We start from the raw sequence: 16,007 nt of genomic DNA on the forward strand, positions 1-16,007 counted from the left end.
CTTCTTAAGACATTCTATTCTCGTCTAGAACTGGCCTTTACCCACCTCGAGCACGAAGTGAAACAAGGTCGAATTCAAAGCTATGGAATATCGTCGAACACCATCACCGATTCCCCTGAGCTACTCCCAACTCTGGATCTTGAAAAGATTCTTGAAATCGCAGCCAAGGTTGGCGGTGAGAACCACCACTTCCAAATTGTTCAGTGCCCTCTTAACTTACTAGAACCCGATGCTGCTCTCTTACCCCGAAACAATGGGAAGACAGTCTTGGCCGTCGCCCAAGCTGCAAAGCTTGCTGTACTGACCAATCGTCCTTTGAATGCAATTCTTGGTGGCGGCTTGGTAAGGCTGGCTGAACCCGCAGAACCGGCTCAAAGTGTTGACCCTGCTGAGAGCATTCTCAAATTGACATCAATCGAGAAACGCCTACGACAAGAGCTCAATGTGGAGATCAACACACGCGGTGAAACCATCGAAGTGGCCTATTTCTTTCACTGGGCCGACGAGTTCAACGAGATAAAACATAAATTTCGAAACCTTGTAGAATGGGAAGATTTTTTGCTGGGACTTATCAATCCGCGACTCAACCAGAGCACGGGATTCTTGAACCAAAACCTCCAAAACGAGCACGCCAAAGTTTGGCAGGAGATTTTCCCAAGCTATCGTCAAGCCATTGAAAATGTTTGCCAAGATATGCGGCTCATGGCCATCGAACGTAGCCACGAGGAAACCAGCATGATCCGAAAGGTTCTTGACCAGCACGTCCCACCGCAAACCGCGCTCCACCAGGTAGCTCTCCAAGCAGCTCTAGAAACGCCAGGCGTAACCAGCGTCTTAAATGGTATGCGGCACCCTTTATATGTTGAGGATGCACTTATGGCTTCTAAAGGAGGCTTGGGTGAAGCTGCTCTCGCCATTTTTGAAAGCTTAGCTCCCACGGGCCGGGTATTTATTCGCCGTAACCTTAACGATGGCGATGAAGTTATTGAGCAATCATAAAGTGTGACGGTAAGAGGCCCGTCGTCCACCGAGCTTCGACCTCGGCTGTTTTGGTATTCAAAAGCAAAACGCCGCCTGTGGAATCCAATGTTCGTTGAGCTATCAGAACTTTATCCTGAGCCCATGCCCTCACGCCCCCCAAGCTAAAACCTCGCTCAGAGTAAACCTGTTGAATTTCGTCGCCGCCTAAACTCAAAACCTGCATCGTTTCAACATCCCAAGCGCTTGTTGGTGACGGTGTGGCTGTCACAAGCAACTGTACTCCGTCCTTGATAAAATCGAGGTGAGTCGGCCGACCTAAAAGTTCTGAAGAGTTATAAAGCATTGTGGCATTTAGTGTTTGGGTGTCGAGTACTGCCAAGCCGGCTCCTTCTCGGCCCCCGGTCCAGGTCCCCGCACAACCGACCACCAGACTCGATTCGTCGGCGAAGGCCATCTGCGTATACGGGTCGTCGCAGGGTAAGGTCACTTCATTTTCCAGCTCAAGGCTCTCCCGATTAAAAATCAAAACTTTCCCTGGCTCCTCAGGTAACCAATTATTCTGACGGTCTAAATTTTGCAGAGTGAGATAAATGAAGCGGTCATCGGCAGCGAGCGCGTCCATCTCGGGTAGACCGTCAGCGCCAGCATAGTCTTGAAGATCGATAACCTCTTCAGCCGTTTCAGAGGGTAGGAAAACTCTAAATAAAGAAGCGGACTCATAACAACTGACGAGTAATACATCCCCATCGAGCGCAAGAACATCATGTGGTCCGCATCCTGGCAGCGGTATCTGCGCACTCACTTCGAGGTCTTGATTAAGAATCATGAGATTGCTCTCAGCGCCTCTGTTAACAACAATAGGCCGATTTTCGACACGTCTTAAAACGGCATCCCCGGAGGCGACGACTCGGTTCTTGCTGACTTCATCAGGACAATTTGGGTGGAAGAGATCGATGCTGCTTGTTTCATAATTGGTCGTCAAAACGATGACCGCGCCGTCTTCAAAACGCTCCGGTGCACAAACGAAGTTTGTCTCCTGGTCTGTTGTTCCTTGGCAACCAAGGACATATCCAGCCAACAACAGGACACCTATTTTACGAATTAGAGCTTCCATGATGCACCCACAAAAAATGTTCGACCGGGCAACGGGTAACCTATCATATCTGAAGTTTTTACCACAGCCTTTGATTCACGGCCGGGTAGGTCAACGTTGTCTTTTCGCTGGTTTGTTAAATTGTCGAGACGGGCCTTTATGCTCAGATTAAGGACCTCAATATTGAACTGTATCCAAAGCGCTTGAGTTGCGGCTTTGGGAATGGGTCGGAGATTTGCCTGATCGAGATACCGCAAGCTCTTAAAATTTAGCTCCCAACCGAGTTCCAACCAACTTGGTCCACCACTTACGGCTACATCCAGTTGATGGGCCGGTATGCCTGGCGGCGTATTACCCTGCATTCCCAAAACGTCACCCACATCTCTCGCACGAATCAAGCTATAGTGTACCTGAGCCCGTGCCAATGAATGGGCCAAGCTCAAACTACCTTCAAGTCCCAGTACTTCGCTCTTGGCAACGTTCATTGCTTTGACGCTTTTTTGGCTATTTTGCATAAAGACAATCAAATTCTTCGGTAGACTTCCAAAGCCTGTTAAGCCCAGCTCAATTTGAATAGCATCGGTAAATTCTATCGGGCACTTCAAACCGGCATCGGCAAAGAAACCAGACTCCGATTCAAGATCCGGACTGGGACCAATTCCGATGTTGTCACCATAGCGCTCAAGGAGAGTCGGGAAACGATGACGACGCCCTGCATTCAAATAGGTATCGCATGACTCTAAAGCCCAATGCACAATCAAGCGCGGACTTACCTCGGGGTGATTTATTCGCGGCATAAAATCGTCGGATGCACTCGGTAGCCATGCATCCACTCTAACACCCGGCCCGATGCTGAAGGTCGCTCTAGGAGTCCAAAAATATTCCGCCCCGACTCCGAGATCTAAACTCAAACGACTAAGAGAAGCTGTTTGGGCCGTCAGTTGATTATCTTGCCCGGTTTGCTTAAATGAAGTTCCGGCTACCCGCGGCGCTAACTCCAATCGGTGTAGACTGTTCGGTGCCCAAACCAGACGGCTGTCTATACCAACTTGCCACAATCGTGCATCCTGCTCACTTCGCATAGACAGCTCAGGAACGAAGTCTGGCGCCACACCTGGGTCCATAAACGACCGCCGCGACATCAGTAGATCAAGTCCAACATCAAGGGAGACTACGTGGTCCAAAAAGTGGTGGTCGTTCGAACTGAACCTTAAGGAAGACTCCAAGTCTTTCGCCTTCGTATTCTGCGTAGGATCAACACCTGGCCCGGGTACGCCCCGCACACGGTAGGTGGCTTGCCCTCGTAATTGATTGGTCACGCCGCTCTTGGCTCTGCGCTCCGCACTCAAATGAGCCGCAAGAGTGTCAATCCTGTTATTTTGGCGAATATCCTCTGTATCATCTACCTGGGTGTAAAGTGTTTCCTGGTCGTTATAAAAAGAAAAGTCACCGGCGGTGCCCCGATAAGCGATGGCTGAAATGAAGTCCCACTTACCATGGTTTGCCAGTACAGCCACATGAGCACTTCGATTATGATGTGAACCAAAACCCGCGTGACTCACCAATTCAAAATCTCGTTTTGGTTTTCGGGTACGTAGATGAATCAGGCCGCCGAGAGGTGCCTGAAATCGAATAGGTCCATCGCCTCTGAATACCTCAGCAGACTCCAAAAGCTCCAAGGGAAACAAAGACAGGTCCGTCGCCGAAAACCCAACGGAGTTCAGCGGTAAATTATCTAAAATGATTCCAACATTGCTTCCCGAAAGCCCCCGCACCGATAGCAGCGCCTGAGACCCGAATCCACCAGACCGCCTAGCATAGACACCCGGAGCCCTAGAGACCACTGCATCCAAACTCAAACCTGTGCCGTAAAATGCTTCAAGTTTGAAGAGTGTGCTGCTGTGATAGGTATGCTCGAAGAAATCCCCGTCTAGAGTAGTTCCAACAACCTCGATCTCTTCCGGTTCTACATCCGGCGCCGCCAATAAAGCGCAAATGGTAAGTAGGGTTAACACGGGACTATCTCAAAGGTTCTTTCATCTGCGTCACTTTGGCCCAACATAAGTATGGAATTCACCATTCTCACCGAAATCATCAACCTCACTTGGCAAAGCATCAATCAGGTCAGAACAGAAGTTGTCTCCCACTTGCACCTGACCATTCAATACAGCCTCGCGCACAGCCGTTATTTTTATATCCACACCGCTCTTTTCTAGCTCGGCTCGAAGAACGTCATAGGGTTCTTCCCAAATAGGGAAATAGAGCGACACACCAAATTGCTTTACCAAAGGCTCAAAACTGGTTTCCCTCCAGTTACGGATATTTTCCAGATGCAGGTCACCAAACACAAGACGCTTAATGTTGTAGTGTCGCCCCAAGGTCTCAAGGCTAAGCGATATGCGATTGACGTAGTCCATGCCCGTAAAGAGTGGAACTGCCAGTAAAGGACATTGAAGCCAGGAGCTTTGGTCTTGGATTTTTGAAAAAGCCACTTCCTGGTGTGCAACGACACGGGTAACCGCATCGAAGGTTGTAAGGAGTACAATATCACGTGGGTTGTTTTTGAACTCTTTTTCAAGATACCGGTAGCTTAGGTAGGAGTCCTTACCGCCGCTCCAAAAAAGCACATCACACTCTTTTGTCACGCAATAGTCTTCATGAATTAAGGTTGGTACTTTTGCGGCATGAACTCGCTTATTCGCGGGCACCTTATCGTGAGCGAAAGGACAATGGCGACACCCGCAGCCACAACAGCTACCCCGTGCCAAATGACCCAGTTCGGTAATTACTCGGTATCCTGTGTCGGGATCCGTATAAGACTTTTCACCCTTGCCAACGGCTTGGGCATGTATGGTTTGAAAACTATCGTTCGGCATTACTAAACTCTTACCGGTCTAAGACCGTCTCCAAACAGGTCGTGTGATCATCCAGATTAACAAGGGTGCTCCCAGCCCAGATGTCATGACCCCGACGGGCAGTTCGCGGCCATCCAAACAGGTTCGCGCAACCGTATCACAAAGTACGAGAAACCCAGCCCCCAACACAGCAGACATAGGTAAGAGAAGCCGGCGAGAAGCGCCAAAAACTTTTCTCACAAAATGCGGCACAATCAGCCCCACAAAAGCAATAGGGCCGCACCAGGCCACACAAGCTCCAACCCCTAAAGCGCCTACTCCAAGAATAAGCGTGCGAACTCGAACCACCGAGACCCCTTGGCTTAGAGCTTTTTCTTCGCCCAGCATCATCGATTCCAAAGCACGGGAGTGCAGCATCATGGTTACAACCGTGACCAACGCAAACGGAACCAGCATCACAACGCCCTTGTAGCCCACCTGTGCCAAATTGCCCAAGGACCATCGAACGGCTTCAAAAGTACTGGCCATATCCGCTTGAAACTGTAACCCGGTGGAAATAGCGCCTGCCGCCAATGTCATCGCAATACCGGCTAATAAGACATCATGAATACGCGCTTTCCCAGAAGCTGCGATGTAGGCGATACAAAACGTAACCGCCAAAGCTCCAAGGAATGCACAAATCGCGACCATTGGGAGGTAAGTTGTTCCCATCCCTCCGACCAAGACCGCAATCAAGGCGCCAAGCGCTGCACCCGCGGTTGTACCCACGGTACTCGGGGTCGCCAGCACATTAGAAAAAATCGTTTGGTAAGCCGCACCACAAATACCTAATACCGTGCCCACCAAAGTAGCCATCGCAACGCGTGGTACTCGTAGCTGCCAAAAGACAAAATCAAACTGCTCGGGCGAGACTTCAGGTCCCACCCAAGGACACATTGCAATAATTGCCAGGACAACCAACACGGCAAAGAAACAGGATCCAGTCTTTGACATCAAACACTCCCCTTCGGTGCAATCCCAAAATAGGGACCGCCTTCAGTGGAGAGAGTCGTGAACTGAACATCAAAAAGAGTCGATAAATAATTGGGTAATTGAGGTTCCGTAAGTCGTTCATCAAAGGCGAGCGATCCCTGACTCAACCCCACCACACGTACCTCTCCTGCTCGTTCATGCACACCAACTTGGCGCAAGAGGTTCACGTCATGTGTCACGCACACAATCGTTTTACCCTCTCGCCACAGTTCACCGAGTAAAGTGTAAACCTGAAGCTGCTGCCCCGGGTCGAGGTGATTGCCCGGCTCATCCACGAGCAGTATCGGAGCACTTTGAGCCAAAAGACAGGCAAGCGACACCCGCTGACACTCGCCACCAGAGAGTGTTGAAACGAACCGCTCAAGCATATGACTCATATTGACTCGCTCAAGAGCCTTCTTGGCTGCCTCTATACTATCACTCGTGGACTCTCTAAAGCGGTACCGCGAGGTCATTACAAAATCGAGAACAGCCATCGGCTCGGCCGTAAAGTCTTTTTGTGGAAGCCAAGCAAGATGAGCAGATCGCTCACGAGGTGAGAGGTTTTCTAGGTCTTGACCAAAAAGCGTCAAGCCACCCTGATAAGGCGACATAAACCCCAATAAGGTTTTCAAAATACTCGTTTTGCCTGAGCCATTCGGTCCCACAATCGCAACAAAGCTTCCTTCAGCGACCTCTAAATTGATACCTCTAAGAATGGTTTGGGTACCGCGCTCGATTCGCAGCTCTCGGATATCAATAGCTGCGGTCATGGTTGAACCTTGCCCACACGCTGAACTTCAAGCTTGAGTGCCTCGACGAAGTCTAGAATTCCCGGTCCCGTCCCCATCAATTCTTTGCCAACAAGGAAACCAATTTTATTCGTTTGAACAGCTTTGAGTGTTCCGAGCTGATCAAGCCGCTCTGCATAAACTTTTTTATCCTCTTTTGAGAATTCAGGTTGAGAGATCATGGTAATGATCATATCAGGATCAATCTTGAGCAGCTCTTCCAGCGACATCGACGGTGCACCAGAGATATCCTTATCCACGGCGTTTAAGGCTCCAGCTGCATGAAGCCCCGCACCATGTAACGAATTACGTTTGATGTACCACAGGCTACCACCATCAAAATTGGAAAGTCCCAAGAGTAAAAGAACGCGAGGGCCAGTGGCATTCTTTTCAACGTGAAGCACAGAAGACAGCTTATCCGAGAGGTCCGAAGCGCTTGGGGAGTTATTGGTCATCTCACCCAATAATCTGGTGCTTGTTGTCACGTCATCCAAGGTCAACCAAGTAAGTGCCTGGGTTTGTGTGATCGCTTCAAGGTTTTTGTAGTCGGCTTGCTTCGTGGTCTCGAGTAAAATCAAATCTGGCTTCAAACCGACGATGCTCTCGTAATTGGGTGTTAAGCCAGTCCCAACACGCTTCACCTCTTTAAGCTCGTCGTATTCATCGCAATAGTCGCTGATGCCAACCAAATGGTTCGCGGCTCCCAAGAGGACCAAAGTTTGAGTCAGCGCCGGCGATAAACTCACGATACGCTGGTACTCAGGCGCACGTTCCAGGGAATCACTTCCACTTAGCTCACTCAGCCAGCTCATCATCCCGTAAGACGAGGCAACGGTCATCACCGCGAGGGTGATCACCCAAAACCAGGCTCCTAGGCTTTTTTGTTCTCTTGCCGCCATGTACTTTCAACTACCATTCAATGTGTCGAGGAGCTTTCATGGGGAATGTTTTGGCTTCAGCCGCAACCTCTCTCCCGCCCCGCATCTCAACACCACGATGGACCTAAAAACTCAAGCCTTTCAGGACTTTTCGGGAAATTTGGGGCGACCCAATCGGCAAAGCTCTAGAAAATGGGAACAGGAATATCCGGGAGCCCTCAGCACAGAGGCCGCCGGGAGCGATCAATTCGGTTCTTGGCTTCGAGCGCAAAGTGCATGATTTTACGTGTTTTTGAGGCTGCACTGCCAAATCATAGACATTTACCGACTATAAACGCGTCGGCGCCCATGCCTCGGCAACGTAACCCACTGCGATAACAGTGACCTTGCAATGAAGTTGAACAAGTCGTTCTAAACCATGTAACACTCTAAAAAATATAGGTTTTTTAATTTCCCTCTTGCGAAAACATGAAGCCCTTACCTATAAGCAGCAGCACTCGCGAACCGGGCGGCGCATCGGCATCACCTTGGCTCTGAGTAAATTGGAACAACTCCCAAATGATGAAAGTTGAAAGAGGCGAAACGCTATGAAACTGGCTACCCGAAACAACAATACCCGCGACGGCGAATTGCTGGTGGTATCTCAAGATAACACAAAAGCAGTTCTCGCATCCGAAGTAGCGCCCCACCTTCAGGCGGTCATGGATAGCTGGACAGAGCTCGGCCCTAAACTCGAAACGATTTATACAGAACTCAATGCAGGGAACCGCAGTGATGCCTTCGACGTCAATGTAGAAGACCTTCATAGCCCGCTTCCACGAGCATACGGCTGGATTGACGGAAGCGCTTATATCAACCACATCGTTCTGGTTCGTAAAGCTCGCGGTGCTGAGCCGCCAGCAACCCTTCGTACCGATCCTCTTGTTTACCAGGGCGGCAGCGATACCTTCCTAACGCCAACGCAAGATATTCCAATCGTTGATGAAGCATATGGATGTGATTTTGAATCAGAAATCGCGCTCGTGATGGACGACACCCCGCTGGGTGTTAAGGCCGAAGACGTCGGTAATTACGTTCGGTTGGTGATGCTCTGTAATGACGTCAGCCTACGCGGTCTGATCCCAGGTGAACTGGCTAAAGGCTTTGGCTTCTTCACATCCAAGCCATCCTCTGCTTTCAGTCCATTTGCAGTGACCCCCGATGAACTCGGTGACGCATGGAAAGAAGGACGTCTACACCTTCCTTTGATCACACACTACAACGGTGAAAAGTACGGTGACCCGGATGCTGGTCCAGAGATGTTCTTTAGTTTCTACCAAATCATCGAGCATGTTTGTAAAACCCGTGCACTCTCTGCTGGAACAATCGTTGGCAGCGGAACAATCAGCAACGAAGATCGCGCGCGTGGTTCATCTTGCTTGGCTGAAAAGCGGATGATTGAAAAAATCGACACCGGTGAATTCGTAACACCGTTCATGAAGCCGGGTGACACCGTCAGCATTGAGATGTTCCAAAATGAGAAAAGCATTTTTGGAAAAATTTCTCAAAAGGTCGTTAAGCACCAAGCTTAATGCCATCGCCTGCTGAGCAAGCTTAAACCAGCGAGAAAAATATGGATTACACCCTACGTTCTTATTTTCGTTCATCTTGTTCGTGGCGTGTTCGTATCGCTCTCGCCCACAAAGGTCTGAGCTACGCGACAATTCCAGTACACTTGCTTCAAGACGGCGGCCAACAACACGGCGAAGCCCACCGCAAGGCCAATCCCATGCGGGAGCTACCCGTCCTACTGGTCGGTGACGAGCCACTGGCACAAAGTATGGCCATTCTAGAATATCTAGAAGATGCCCACCCCACTCCATCTCTGCTGCCCAAGAATGCACTTGCTCGAGCACGCGTTCGCCAAATGGCCGAGGTTATCAACAGTGGGATTCAGCCCATTCAAAATTTGCGGGTGATGCAGAAGTTACAAAAAGATTTTGGGCTAGAGAAATCTCAAACCAAAACCTGGTCTGCGGATTGGATTCAATTTGGATTCGATGCCTTAGAGCAATTGGTTTCTCGCTACAGTGGTTTGTACTGCTTTGCTGATGAAGTCAGCTTCGCCGATGCCTGCCTCATTCCACAGCTTTTTAATGCAAGAAGATTCGAAGTGGATTTGGGGCATTACCCTCATTTGACGCGTATTGAGGAGTCTCTCAATAAACTCCCAGCCTTCGAAGCATCGCACCCATCTAAACAACCGGATGCTGAATAAGCACTACTTGCTATCGCCTTTTTTGAGATAAGTGACCGAATCAATATAGGCCTTGTATGTGCCTTCTTTAGAGGTCTTCTTTACGCGATTACGTAGATTCACCAGTGTACGAAGCGGAATATCACGACTTGCCATAGTCGCCAGCCATGCGGGAATCAAACCACCGGGATCTGCATCGATTTGATACTCTATTTGAGTTTTACCCTTCCCGGCTTCACTAAAAATATAGTGTCCATTCAGCCTGGGCATACGAACAGCATCGCCGTTAGGGGGCATGAGCGACGACTCCGTTGATTTCATCGTGATGGTCAGTACTTGATTTTCTCGGTCGATATTTGCTTTAGACCGAACGACAACATCGCGGTCGCTGATTGGCCAAGGTGCGCCGCTTCGATTGTAAACCAAAAATTCTGTATCACTGAACTTCTTTAAACGCTTGGCATCAACACACGCGTGCATCCATTCAGGGTTCTTCTCTACATCCTGAAGCACTCCAAGAATTTCGAAAATATCTGCGTCAATGACCGTCACACCTTTGAAAATCGGTAACGACCGACCTGGCACAGCTTTTTGACTAACCACCACACCTTCTTCATCGGTGACAACTTTCCACTTCGCTGCCTTTGATTTTTTGGATTCACTGGCAAGAACCGGACCCGGCCAACAAAAACCGAAGAACACCAGGCTTAGAGCCAAAGCGTTCAGTTTTCTCAGAGTGATAAAACGATTGAAAAAAAGCATCCGCGCCTATCCATTGTTCTGTGTGCAAAAGGGCACTCTAGCGGCTCAATATCATCAGCGCCACCCTAAAATCAGCCACTAAAATTTACTCAACCACTTCTCCAAACTTCCTTAACCCATTGATAAAGCTTGCATTTTATAAGCATCGAGGGCTCTTATAGAGCTTAGCTTGCAAGAGTGACTCATTTGCTCCACATAGATTGTTCGAGTTTCCACAAGGAAGATTGCCCATGAACAGCCAAAACTTTACGCGACAAGACCTCGGCCAAATCCGCCGAGTCGTAGTCAAAGTTGGCAGCGCGCTCTTATCAAACGAGAGCGCTGGGCCCTTTACACGCATCGCAGCCGGTATCGCGGCACTCCGGTCACAGAATGTAAACGTGGTTCTGGTCTCAAGTGGCGCCATCGCCCAGGGTTTACCGATACTTGGGCTTAAAGAACGCCCTGGCAGCCTATCCCAGCTCCAGGCCCTAGCTGCGGCTGGGCAACCTGAGTTGATGCGCCGCTGGTCGGACGCATTGAAGCCTCACGGTATCGCTGTGGCTCAGGTACTTCTCACTCACGCAGGGCTCGCAGACCGTGAACGGTTCATCAATGCAAGGCACGCCCTACTTGAGCTTGAACGGGTTGGGGTTCTTCCCATCGGTAATGAAAACGACACCGTTGCGACCGAGGAAATTAAAGTCGGCGATAACGATAACCTCGCGGCTCATATTGCGAATCTAGTAGATGCAGACCTTCTCATTCTACTAACCGATGTAGACGGGCTCTACGATAAGAATCCCGAGAAGAACTCCGATGCAACTCGCCTTCCCAGAGTTGAGAACGTTAAAACGGCGTTTGCATTCGCCGGTGAGAGCGGCTCGTCCGGACTTGGAGTCGGTGGCATGCAGACCAAAATTCAAGCCGCTGAAACAGCCACCACCCGTGGTGTCCCTGTAGTCATTGCACATGGCGAGCACGATGACGTCTTGCAAAATATTATTGCCGGTCAAGACGTTGGTACTCTATTTGTACCTAAAGACCGAATGGGCAGCCGAAAACATTGGATTGGTTATACCCTACGCGCTTCGGGGACGATTCTGGTCGATGCCGGTGCCGCCAACGCTCTACTTGCCAACGGGAAATCGCTCTTGCCCTCCGGTATAAGCGAGGTCCAAGGTGATTTCGAAAGAGGAGCCATGGTCGAAATCCATGGTCCAGAGGGCCTCATTGCCCGCGGGCTCACCGCTTACGCCGCCGACGACTTAAAGAAAATTAAAGGTCTATCCACCGCCTCCATCGAAGAAAAACTTGGTTATATCCACTCCCCGGAAGCAGTGCACCGAGACGACCTCACCCTGGTAGATTAGGAGTAACTGATGCCATTGCAAGATCAACTCGAAATACTTGGACGTGATGCACGTCAAGCGGCTCGCCCCGTAGCACGTGCCACCCAAGATGCGCGTACTCAGGCTATTAACAATATGGCGGAGCTCTTACTTCAGGGCCGTCAAAGTGTTGAAGAAGCGAACCGTGAAGATATGAAAGCGGCCCACGAACGCAAACTAAGCCAAGCTATGTGTGACCGCTTAGAGCTTAGTGGAACGAGAATTGATAATCTCGCCCAAGCCCTACGCGAAATCGCGGAGCTCGAAGATCCAGTTGGCTCGACCACGCGGGCCTGGGAGAGACCCAACGGACTTAAAATCTCAAAAGTTCGCCTTCCACTTGGCGTGATTATGATGATTTATGAAAGCCGCCCCAACGTAACCATGGATGCTGCGGCGCTGTGTATACGAAGCGGTAACGCAGTGGTTCTACGCGGCGGATCTGAGGCCATGCACACCAACCGGGTGTTGGCGGCCATTGTTCAACAGGCCCTTACAAAAGCAGGGCTTCCTGAGAAGGCCGTTCAATTGGTTCCCACTCAGGAGCGCGAAGCCATCGATATTCTACTAACCTTGGATCAAAGCATCGATCTTGTGATTCCACGCGGCGGTGAAAACCTGATTCGAAGAGTGGTTGAAAGAAGTCGAATCCCAGTGGTTCAGCACTATAAGGGCGTGTGTCACGTTTACGTCGACTCTGCTGCCGATTTAGATAAAGCCTCAGAGATTGCTTTCAACGCCAAGGTTCAAAGACCAGGGGTATGCAATGCGATGGAAACTCTACTCGTCGATAAACAAATTGCCGATACCTTTATTCCAGAAATCACCAGACGCTACGCTGATTACGATGTAGAAATCCGCGGCTGCGCTTCGACCTGTGCCATCAGCGAACTGGCTAAAAGTGCGTCCGACTCAGATTGGGAAACAGAGTTTCTAGATCTCGTGGTTGCCATCCGAGTCGTCGATGGTCTTGACGGTGCTATCGCTCATATCGACGAATTTGGCTCTAATCACACGGCTTCAGTCGTTACTGAGAACTCAGAAGTAGCTGAGATTTTTCTAAACTCGGTGGATGCCAGCTGTGTCATGGTCAATGCCTCCACTCGCTTCAACGACGGCGGAGAACTTGGGTTAGGCGCGGAGATGGGAATCAGCACCACTCGAATTCATGCATACGGCCCGATGGGCGTAGAAGCACTCACCGCGGAGAAGTATGTTGTTCGCGGCACCGGGCAGGTTCGAAAATAGGGTCCTCAGATTAGGCGTCTGATTCCGAAACTGCTAACTTTGGCACCGTGTTGCCTGGGTTTTCAGGTTCGCCTAATACCGTTCGGTCCCCGGTGTAAGTCTCAACATTTTCTTCATCATACTCTTTATCCCCAACGCTATCCTCAGATGGCGTAAGAGTAATTACCGCCGAACCTGTTCCGTAAACAGGTTCATAAGCATGCACACAACCTTTGTAACGGTTGTGCTGCCCCATGGCCGCAGACAACCACCACATCGGCTTGAAGTTCACGACTTTTGAAATTCGGATTTGCTTATTAATCTCTCTTGAGAGCTGCGCGACATCTTCGAGGCGACCGTCTCCCAGAAACTCCAAAATCTTTCGATTCCACTCATCATCTTTTGTAGAGTGGATATGGTCATCTTTTGGTTCGATAAACTCTGTGAAGAGGCGATTGGAAAGCGTCATCACAACAACAGCGACAGCTTTCTTACCCTGTGCTTTGAGTGCATCCTGAGCGGCTTTAGCAAACACAACGGTTTCAGCGCGATCAGAATAAACATTCGTCGAAACAATACAGGCCGGCTTTTCATTATTGGGATTCAAGAGCTTAAGCGCAACCACAGATCCCGTATCAATCGGAAAGCCATGGTAATTCACTGTTCGCGACATCAAGCCTCGCGCTTTTGCAGCTTCGCAATAAGCTTCTGAAAAATCTGCATCAATCTTAAACTCATAAGGAATAGAGCCTAAGTCGTGGAATAGCTCATCTACATGAACCCACTTCGGGGCAGGGTCTGCCTGAATTTGATGCCCAATAACGCTTGGCCACATCGTGCTGTAAATCAAAATGACATCTGCATCAGACTCTGCGATTTCCTGCCGAGCTTTTTCAAAAGCTTCCTTGATACGCCCCCAACCTTCATTTTTCTCAGGCGCCAAAAGCGGCTGCGGCAAACCAGGAACGATAATACCTTTTACAAATCCACCATCACTCATACCGATGCCTCCTCACGTCCAGGAAACCATCCTGCTACAACGTTGCCAGTGCCAATAACGGTGCCGTAGCCATAGATTTCAGCGCCATACTTTGGAAACCCAAGAGACGATAAAAGCCAAGTAAAACTGCCCGCATCTGCCTCAGCGACTGCCTGCTCCGTAAACTCAGGTAAAAGGTGGTGCACCTCTTCGGTGCGACCCTCGCGAAGCATTTTGATAATCTTCATATCCCAAAGATAAAGCGCATGGCTGGTAATATGCTCGCGGCTCATGTCTTCTGGCACTTCCGTTTCGGTTGTAAAGTGGCGATGGCTTAAAGAATTACTCCCCAAAACAACCACTCTCTTACCACTTTTCTCCACCGCGCGCCGGGTGGCTTCACCCAGTGCTTTTGCTTGCTGTTGCATGACTTCAACGCTGTAGTAAGAACGCGAACGGCACGATGAGATAGAAACAATCGGTTTATCCCAAGCAGGCCTGGTTAGGTGGCAGCTTACGATGGTTCCGTAATCCACACGGAAATCTGGATTTTCCATCATCTTCGAAACAAGCCCGCTTTCGTGTGCCTCATCACAAATAGCCTGCGCCAGCTCCACATCGACTTTTAAGTCATAGTGATAACGAAACAAGTTTGGAAATACCGGGTCGACCGAAAGGGATTTGAACTTTTCAACACCAAGAAAATGAGTCCCCACGTACGTTTGCCAATGTGGGGACAAAATCACGAGCGCGTCGTAATCTAACTTATCAAGATCCTCACGGAGCTTGTCATATGCCCAGCGAAGAGTCTCCCAGCCACATTCAGATGTTGGTTCATTCTGAGACGGGTTGTCCGCGTAAACCAAATGAGGAGGATGCGGAGCCAAAGCTCCTGCTACAATTTTTCCACCGCTCATTACTTATCCCCTATAATTTGATGCACACGTTACGTGCTTCAGAGAAAAAACCAAGTGAGTACTTACCGCCCTCGCGGCCAACGCCACTGTCTTTCATGCCTCCGAAAGGCACCCGTAAATCTCGCAGCAACCAAGTATTCACCCAGACCATTCCGCTGTCCAACGCAGCAGAGAATCTGTGCGCACGCTTTAAGTCCGAGGTCCATACAGACGCCGCCAAACCATACTGAACACCATTGGCGATGGCCAAGGCTTCCTCTTCAGTGTCGAAGGGGTGAACCGTAACCACGGGACCGAAGATTTCTTCGGTCGATGTACGACAGTTTGGATCCAAGCCCGTTACAATAGTCGGTAACAAGAAAGCTCCCTCTTGGTTACCCTCAGGTAAATCCGGTCGATGACCGCCGGCGACAATCGTACCGCCTTCCTCACCCGCAAGCTTCACGTAACTTTCGACTTTTTCACGGTGGCCTAACGAAACCAATGAACCAATATCTGTTTCAGGATTGGACGGGTCTCCCACCTTCAAGCTTGCTACCTGCTTAACCAGGGATTCCACAAACTTGTCATGAATCGAGCGTTCGACGAGGATTCGGGAGCCACAAAGGCAAATTTGACCTTGGTTAGCAAAGCCGGCACGTGCCGTTCCTTTAACCGCCTCGTCAAAATCAGCATCCGCAAATACGACTGTTGGGTTTTTACCGCCAAGCTCCAAGCTGAGCTTCTTAAACATCGGCGCTGCGGTTGCGGCAACTCTTCTTCCTGTGGCGGTGCCCCCAGTAAAGGAAACCAATTTGACGTCAGGATGTTCCACAAGCGCTTGACCGGCATCACCGCCGAGGCCGTGTACCAAATTGAAAATTCCGGAAGGAGCTCCAACTTCATCAAAAACTTCAGCGAGCAGTGC

15 protein-coding genes are annotated in these 16,007 nt (G+C 49.9%); 5 read left to right on the top strand and 10 right to left on the bottom strand.

What is annotated here, in order from left to right; genetic code table 11:
* Positions 1 to 999 (top strand): hypothetical protein (locus tag HOK28_06900; GenBank protein MBT6432802.1); only part of this gene is annotated, 999 nt, incomplete at its 5' end.
* On the opposite strand, the gene HOK28_06905 is transcribed toward HOK28_06900, so the two are convergent.
* From HOK28_06905 to HOK28_06930, 6 genes are read right to left on the bottom strand one after another with little or no spacing between them, the layout of a single operon-like run.
* Positions 983 to 2,095 carry a hypothetical protein gene (locus HOK28_06905; protein MBT6432803.1) on the bottom strand — a complete coding sequence of 371 codons (1,113 nt, stop codon included), beginning with the start codon at positions 2,093 to 2,095 and terminating at the stop codon, positions 983 to 985. The genes HOK28_06900 and HOK28_06905 overlap by 17 nt on opposite strands.
* On the bottom strand, positions 2,083 to 4,089 hold the full coding sequence (locus tag HOK28_06910) for a TonB-dependent receptor (GenBank protein ID MBT6432804.1): 2,007 nt from the start codon (positions 4,087 to 4,089) through the stop codon (positions 2,083 to 2,085). The genes HOK28_06905 and HOK28_06910 overlap by 13 nt, the downstream gene beginning before the upstream one ends.
* 30 nt (positions 4,090 to 4,119) lie before the next feature.
* A complete protein-coding gene (locus HOK28_06915) occupies positions 4,120 to 4,950 on the bottom strand; it encodes a hypothetical protein (protein MBT6432805.1) in 831 nt (276 codons plus the stop codon).
* An 18-nt stretch (positions 4,951 to 4,968) separates the two neighbouring features.
* Entirely contained in the window at positions 4,969 to 5,922 is a 954-nt protein-coding gene (locus HOK28_06920) for an iron ABC transporter permease (GenBank protein ID MBT6432806.1), read from the bottom strand.
* The gene (locus tag HOK28_06925; protein MBT6432807.1) at positions 5,922 to 6,713 is read right to left on the bottom strand and encodes an ABC transporter ATP-binding protein; all 792 of its coding nucleotides are present in this window, start codon (positions 6,711 to 6,713) and stop codon (positions 5,922 to 5,924) included. Before HOK28_06925 ends, HOK28_06920 begins: the two co-directional genes overlap by 1 nt.
* A complete protein-coding gene (locus HOK28_06930; GenBank protein MBT6432808.1) occupies positions 6,710 to 7,630 on the bottom strand; it encodes an ABC transporter substrate-binding protein in 921 nt (306 codons plus the stop codon). Before HOK28_06930 ends, HOK28_06925 begins: the two co-directional genes overlap by 4 nt.
* A 566-nt stretch (positions 7,631 to 8,196) precedes the next feature.
* Here HOK28_06930 and HOK28_06935 point away from each other — a divergent pair.
* Positions 8,197 to 9,180 carry a fumarylacetoacetate hydrolase family protein gene (locus HOK28_06935; GenBank protein ID MBT6432809.1) on the top strand — a complete coding sequence of 328 codons (984 nt, stop codon included), beginning with the start codon at positions 8,197 to 8,199 and terminating at the stop codon, positions 9,178 to 9,180.
* A gap of 41 nt (positions 9,181 to 9,221) precedes the next feature.
* Positions 9,222 to 9,866, top strand: a complete 645-nt coding sequence (gene maiA / locus HOK28_06940; GenBank protein MBT6432810.1) for a maleylacetoacetate isomerase — start codon at positions 9,222 to 9,224, stop codon at positions 9,864 to 9,866.
* Between the two features lie 3 nt (positions 9,867 to 9,869).
* Here maiA and HOK28_06945 read toward each other — a convergent pair whose 3' ends face one another.
* On the bottom strand, positions 9,870 to 10,607 hold the full coding sequence (locus tag HOK28_06945) for an START domain-containing protein (protein ID MBT6432811.1): 738 nt from the start codon (positions 10,605 to 10,607) through the stop codon (positions 9,870 to 9,872).
* A 230-nt stretch (positions 10,608 to 10,837) separates the two neighbouring features.
* Here HOK28_06945 and proB point away from each other — a divergent pair, with 230 nt between their 5' ends.
* Positions 10,838 to 11,959 carry a glutamate 5-kinase gene (proB, locus tag HOK28_06950; GenBank protein MBT6432812.1) on the top strand — a complete coding sequence of 374 codons (1,122 nt, stop codon included), beginning with the start codon at positions 10,838 to 10,840 and terminating at the stop codon, positions 11,957 to 11,959.
* A gap of 9 nt (positions 11,960 to 11,968) precedes the next feature.
* Positions 11,969 to 13,225 (top strand): glutamate-5-semialdehyde dehydrogenase, encoded by a 1,257-nt coding sequence (locus HOK28_06955; GenBank protein MBT6432813.1) that lies wholly within the window; start codon positions 11,969 to 11,971, stop codon positions 13,223 to 13,225.
* A gap of 10 nt (positions 13,226 to 13,235) precedes the next feature.
* Here HOK28_06955 and HOK28_06960 read toward each other — a convergent pair whose 3' ends face one another.
* From HOK28_06960 to HOK28_06970, 3 genes are all read right to left on the bottom strand, one after another.
* On the bottom strand, positions 13,236 to 14,204 hold the full coding sequence (locus HOK28_06960) for a hypothetical protein (protein MBT6432814.1): 969 nt from the start codon (positions 14,202 to 14,204) through the stop codon (positions 13,236 to 13,238).
* Complete coding sequence (locus HOK28_06965) at positions 14,201 to 15,100, bottom strand: tRNA U-34 5-methylaminomethyl-2-thiouridine biosynthesis protein (protein ID MBT6432815.1); 900 nt, start codon at positions 15,098 to 15,100, stop codon at positions 14,201 to 14,203. Before HOK28_06965 ends, HOK28_06960 begins: the two co-directional genes overlap by 4 nt.
* A 10-nt stretch (positions 15,101 to 15,110) precedes the next feature.
* Positions 15,111 to 16,007, bottom strand: an 897-nt coding sequence (locus tag HOK28_06970; GenBank protein ID MBT6432816.1) for an aldehyde dehydrogenase family protein, incomplete at its 5' end; no start/stop codon positions are given.

This window comes from Deltaproteobacteria bacterium, from assembly GCA_018668695.1.
GTDB lineage: Bacteria > Myxococcota > XYA12-FULL-58-9 > XYA12-FULL-58-9 > JABJBS01 > JABJBS01.

Bases quoted from the DNA above. Each gene is read 5' to 3' on its own strand.
- HOK28_06905 (MBT6432803.1), bottom strand. From the start codon at position 2,095: ATGGAAGCTCTAATTCGTAAAATAGGTGTCCTGTTGTTGGCTGGATAT.
- HOK28_06915 (MBT6432805.1), bottom strand. From the start codon at position 4,950: ATGCCGAACGATAGTTTTCAAACCATACATGCCCAAGCCGTTGGCAAG.
- HOK28_06920 (MBT6432806.1), bottom strand. From the start codon at position 5,922: ATGTCAAAGACTGGATCCTGTTTCTTTGCCGTGTTGGTTGTCCTGGCA.
- HOK28_06925 (MBT6432807.1), bottom strand. From the start codon at position 6,713: ATGACCGCAGCTATTGATATCCGAGAGCTGCGAATCGAGCGCGGTACC.
- HOK28_06930 (MBT6432808.1), bottom strand. From the start codon at position 7,630: ATGGCGGCAAGAGAACAAAAAAGCCTAGGAGCCTGGTTTTGGGTGATC.
- HOK28_06935 (MBT6432809.1), top strand. From the start codon at position 8,197: ATGAAACTGGCTACCCGAAACAACAATACCCGCGACGGCGAATTGCTG.
- maiA (MBT6432810.1), top strand. From the start codon at position 9,222: ATGGATTACACCCTACGTTCTTATTTTCGTTCATCTTGTTCGTGGCGT.
- HOK28_06945 (MBT6432811.1), bottom strand. From the start codon at position 10,607: ATGCTTTTTTTCAATCGTTTTATCACTCTGAGAAAACTGAACGCTTTG.
- proB (MBT6432812.1), top strand. From the start codon at position 10,838: ATGAACAGCCAAAACTTTACGCGACAAGACCTCGGCCAAATCCGCCGA.
- HOK28_06955 (MBT6432813.1), top strand. From the start codon at position 11,969: ATGCCATTGCAAGATCAACTCGAAATACTTGGACGTGATGCACGTCAA.
- HOK28_06960 (MBT6432814.1), bottom strand. From the start codon at position 14,204: ATGAGTGATGGTGGATTTGTAAAAGGTATTATCGTTCCTGGTTTGCCG.
- HOK28_06965 (MBT6432815.1), bottom strand. From the start codon at position 15,100: ATGAGCGGTGGAAAAATTGTAGCAGGAGCTTTGGCTCCGCATCCTCCT.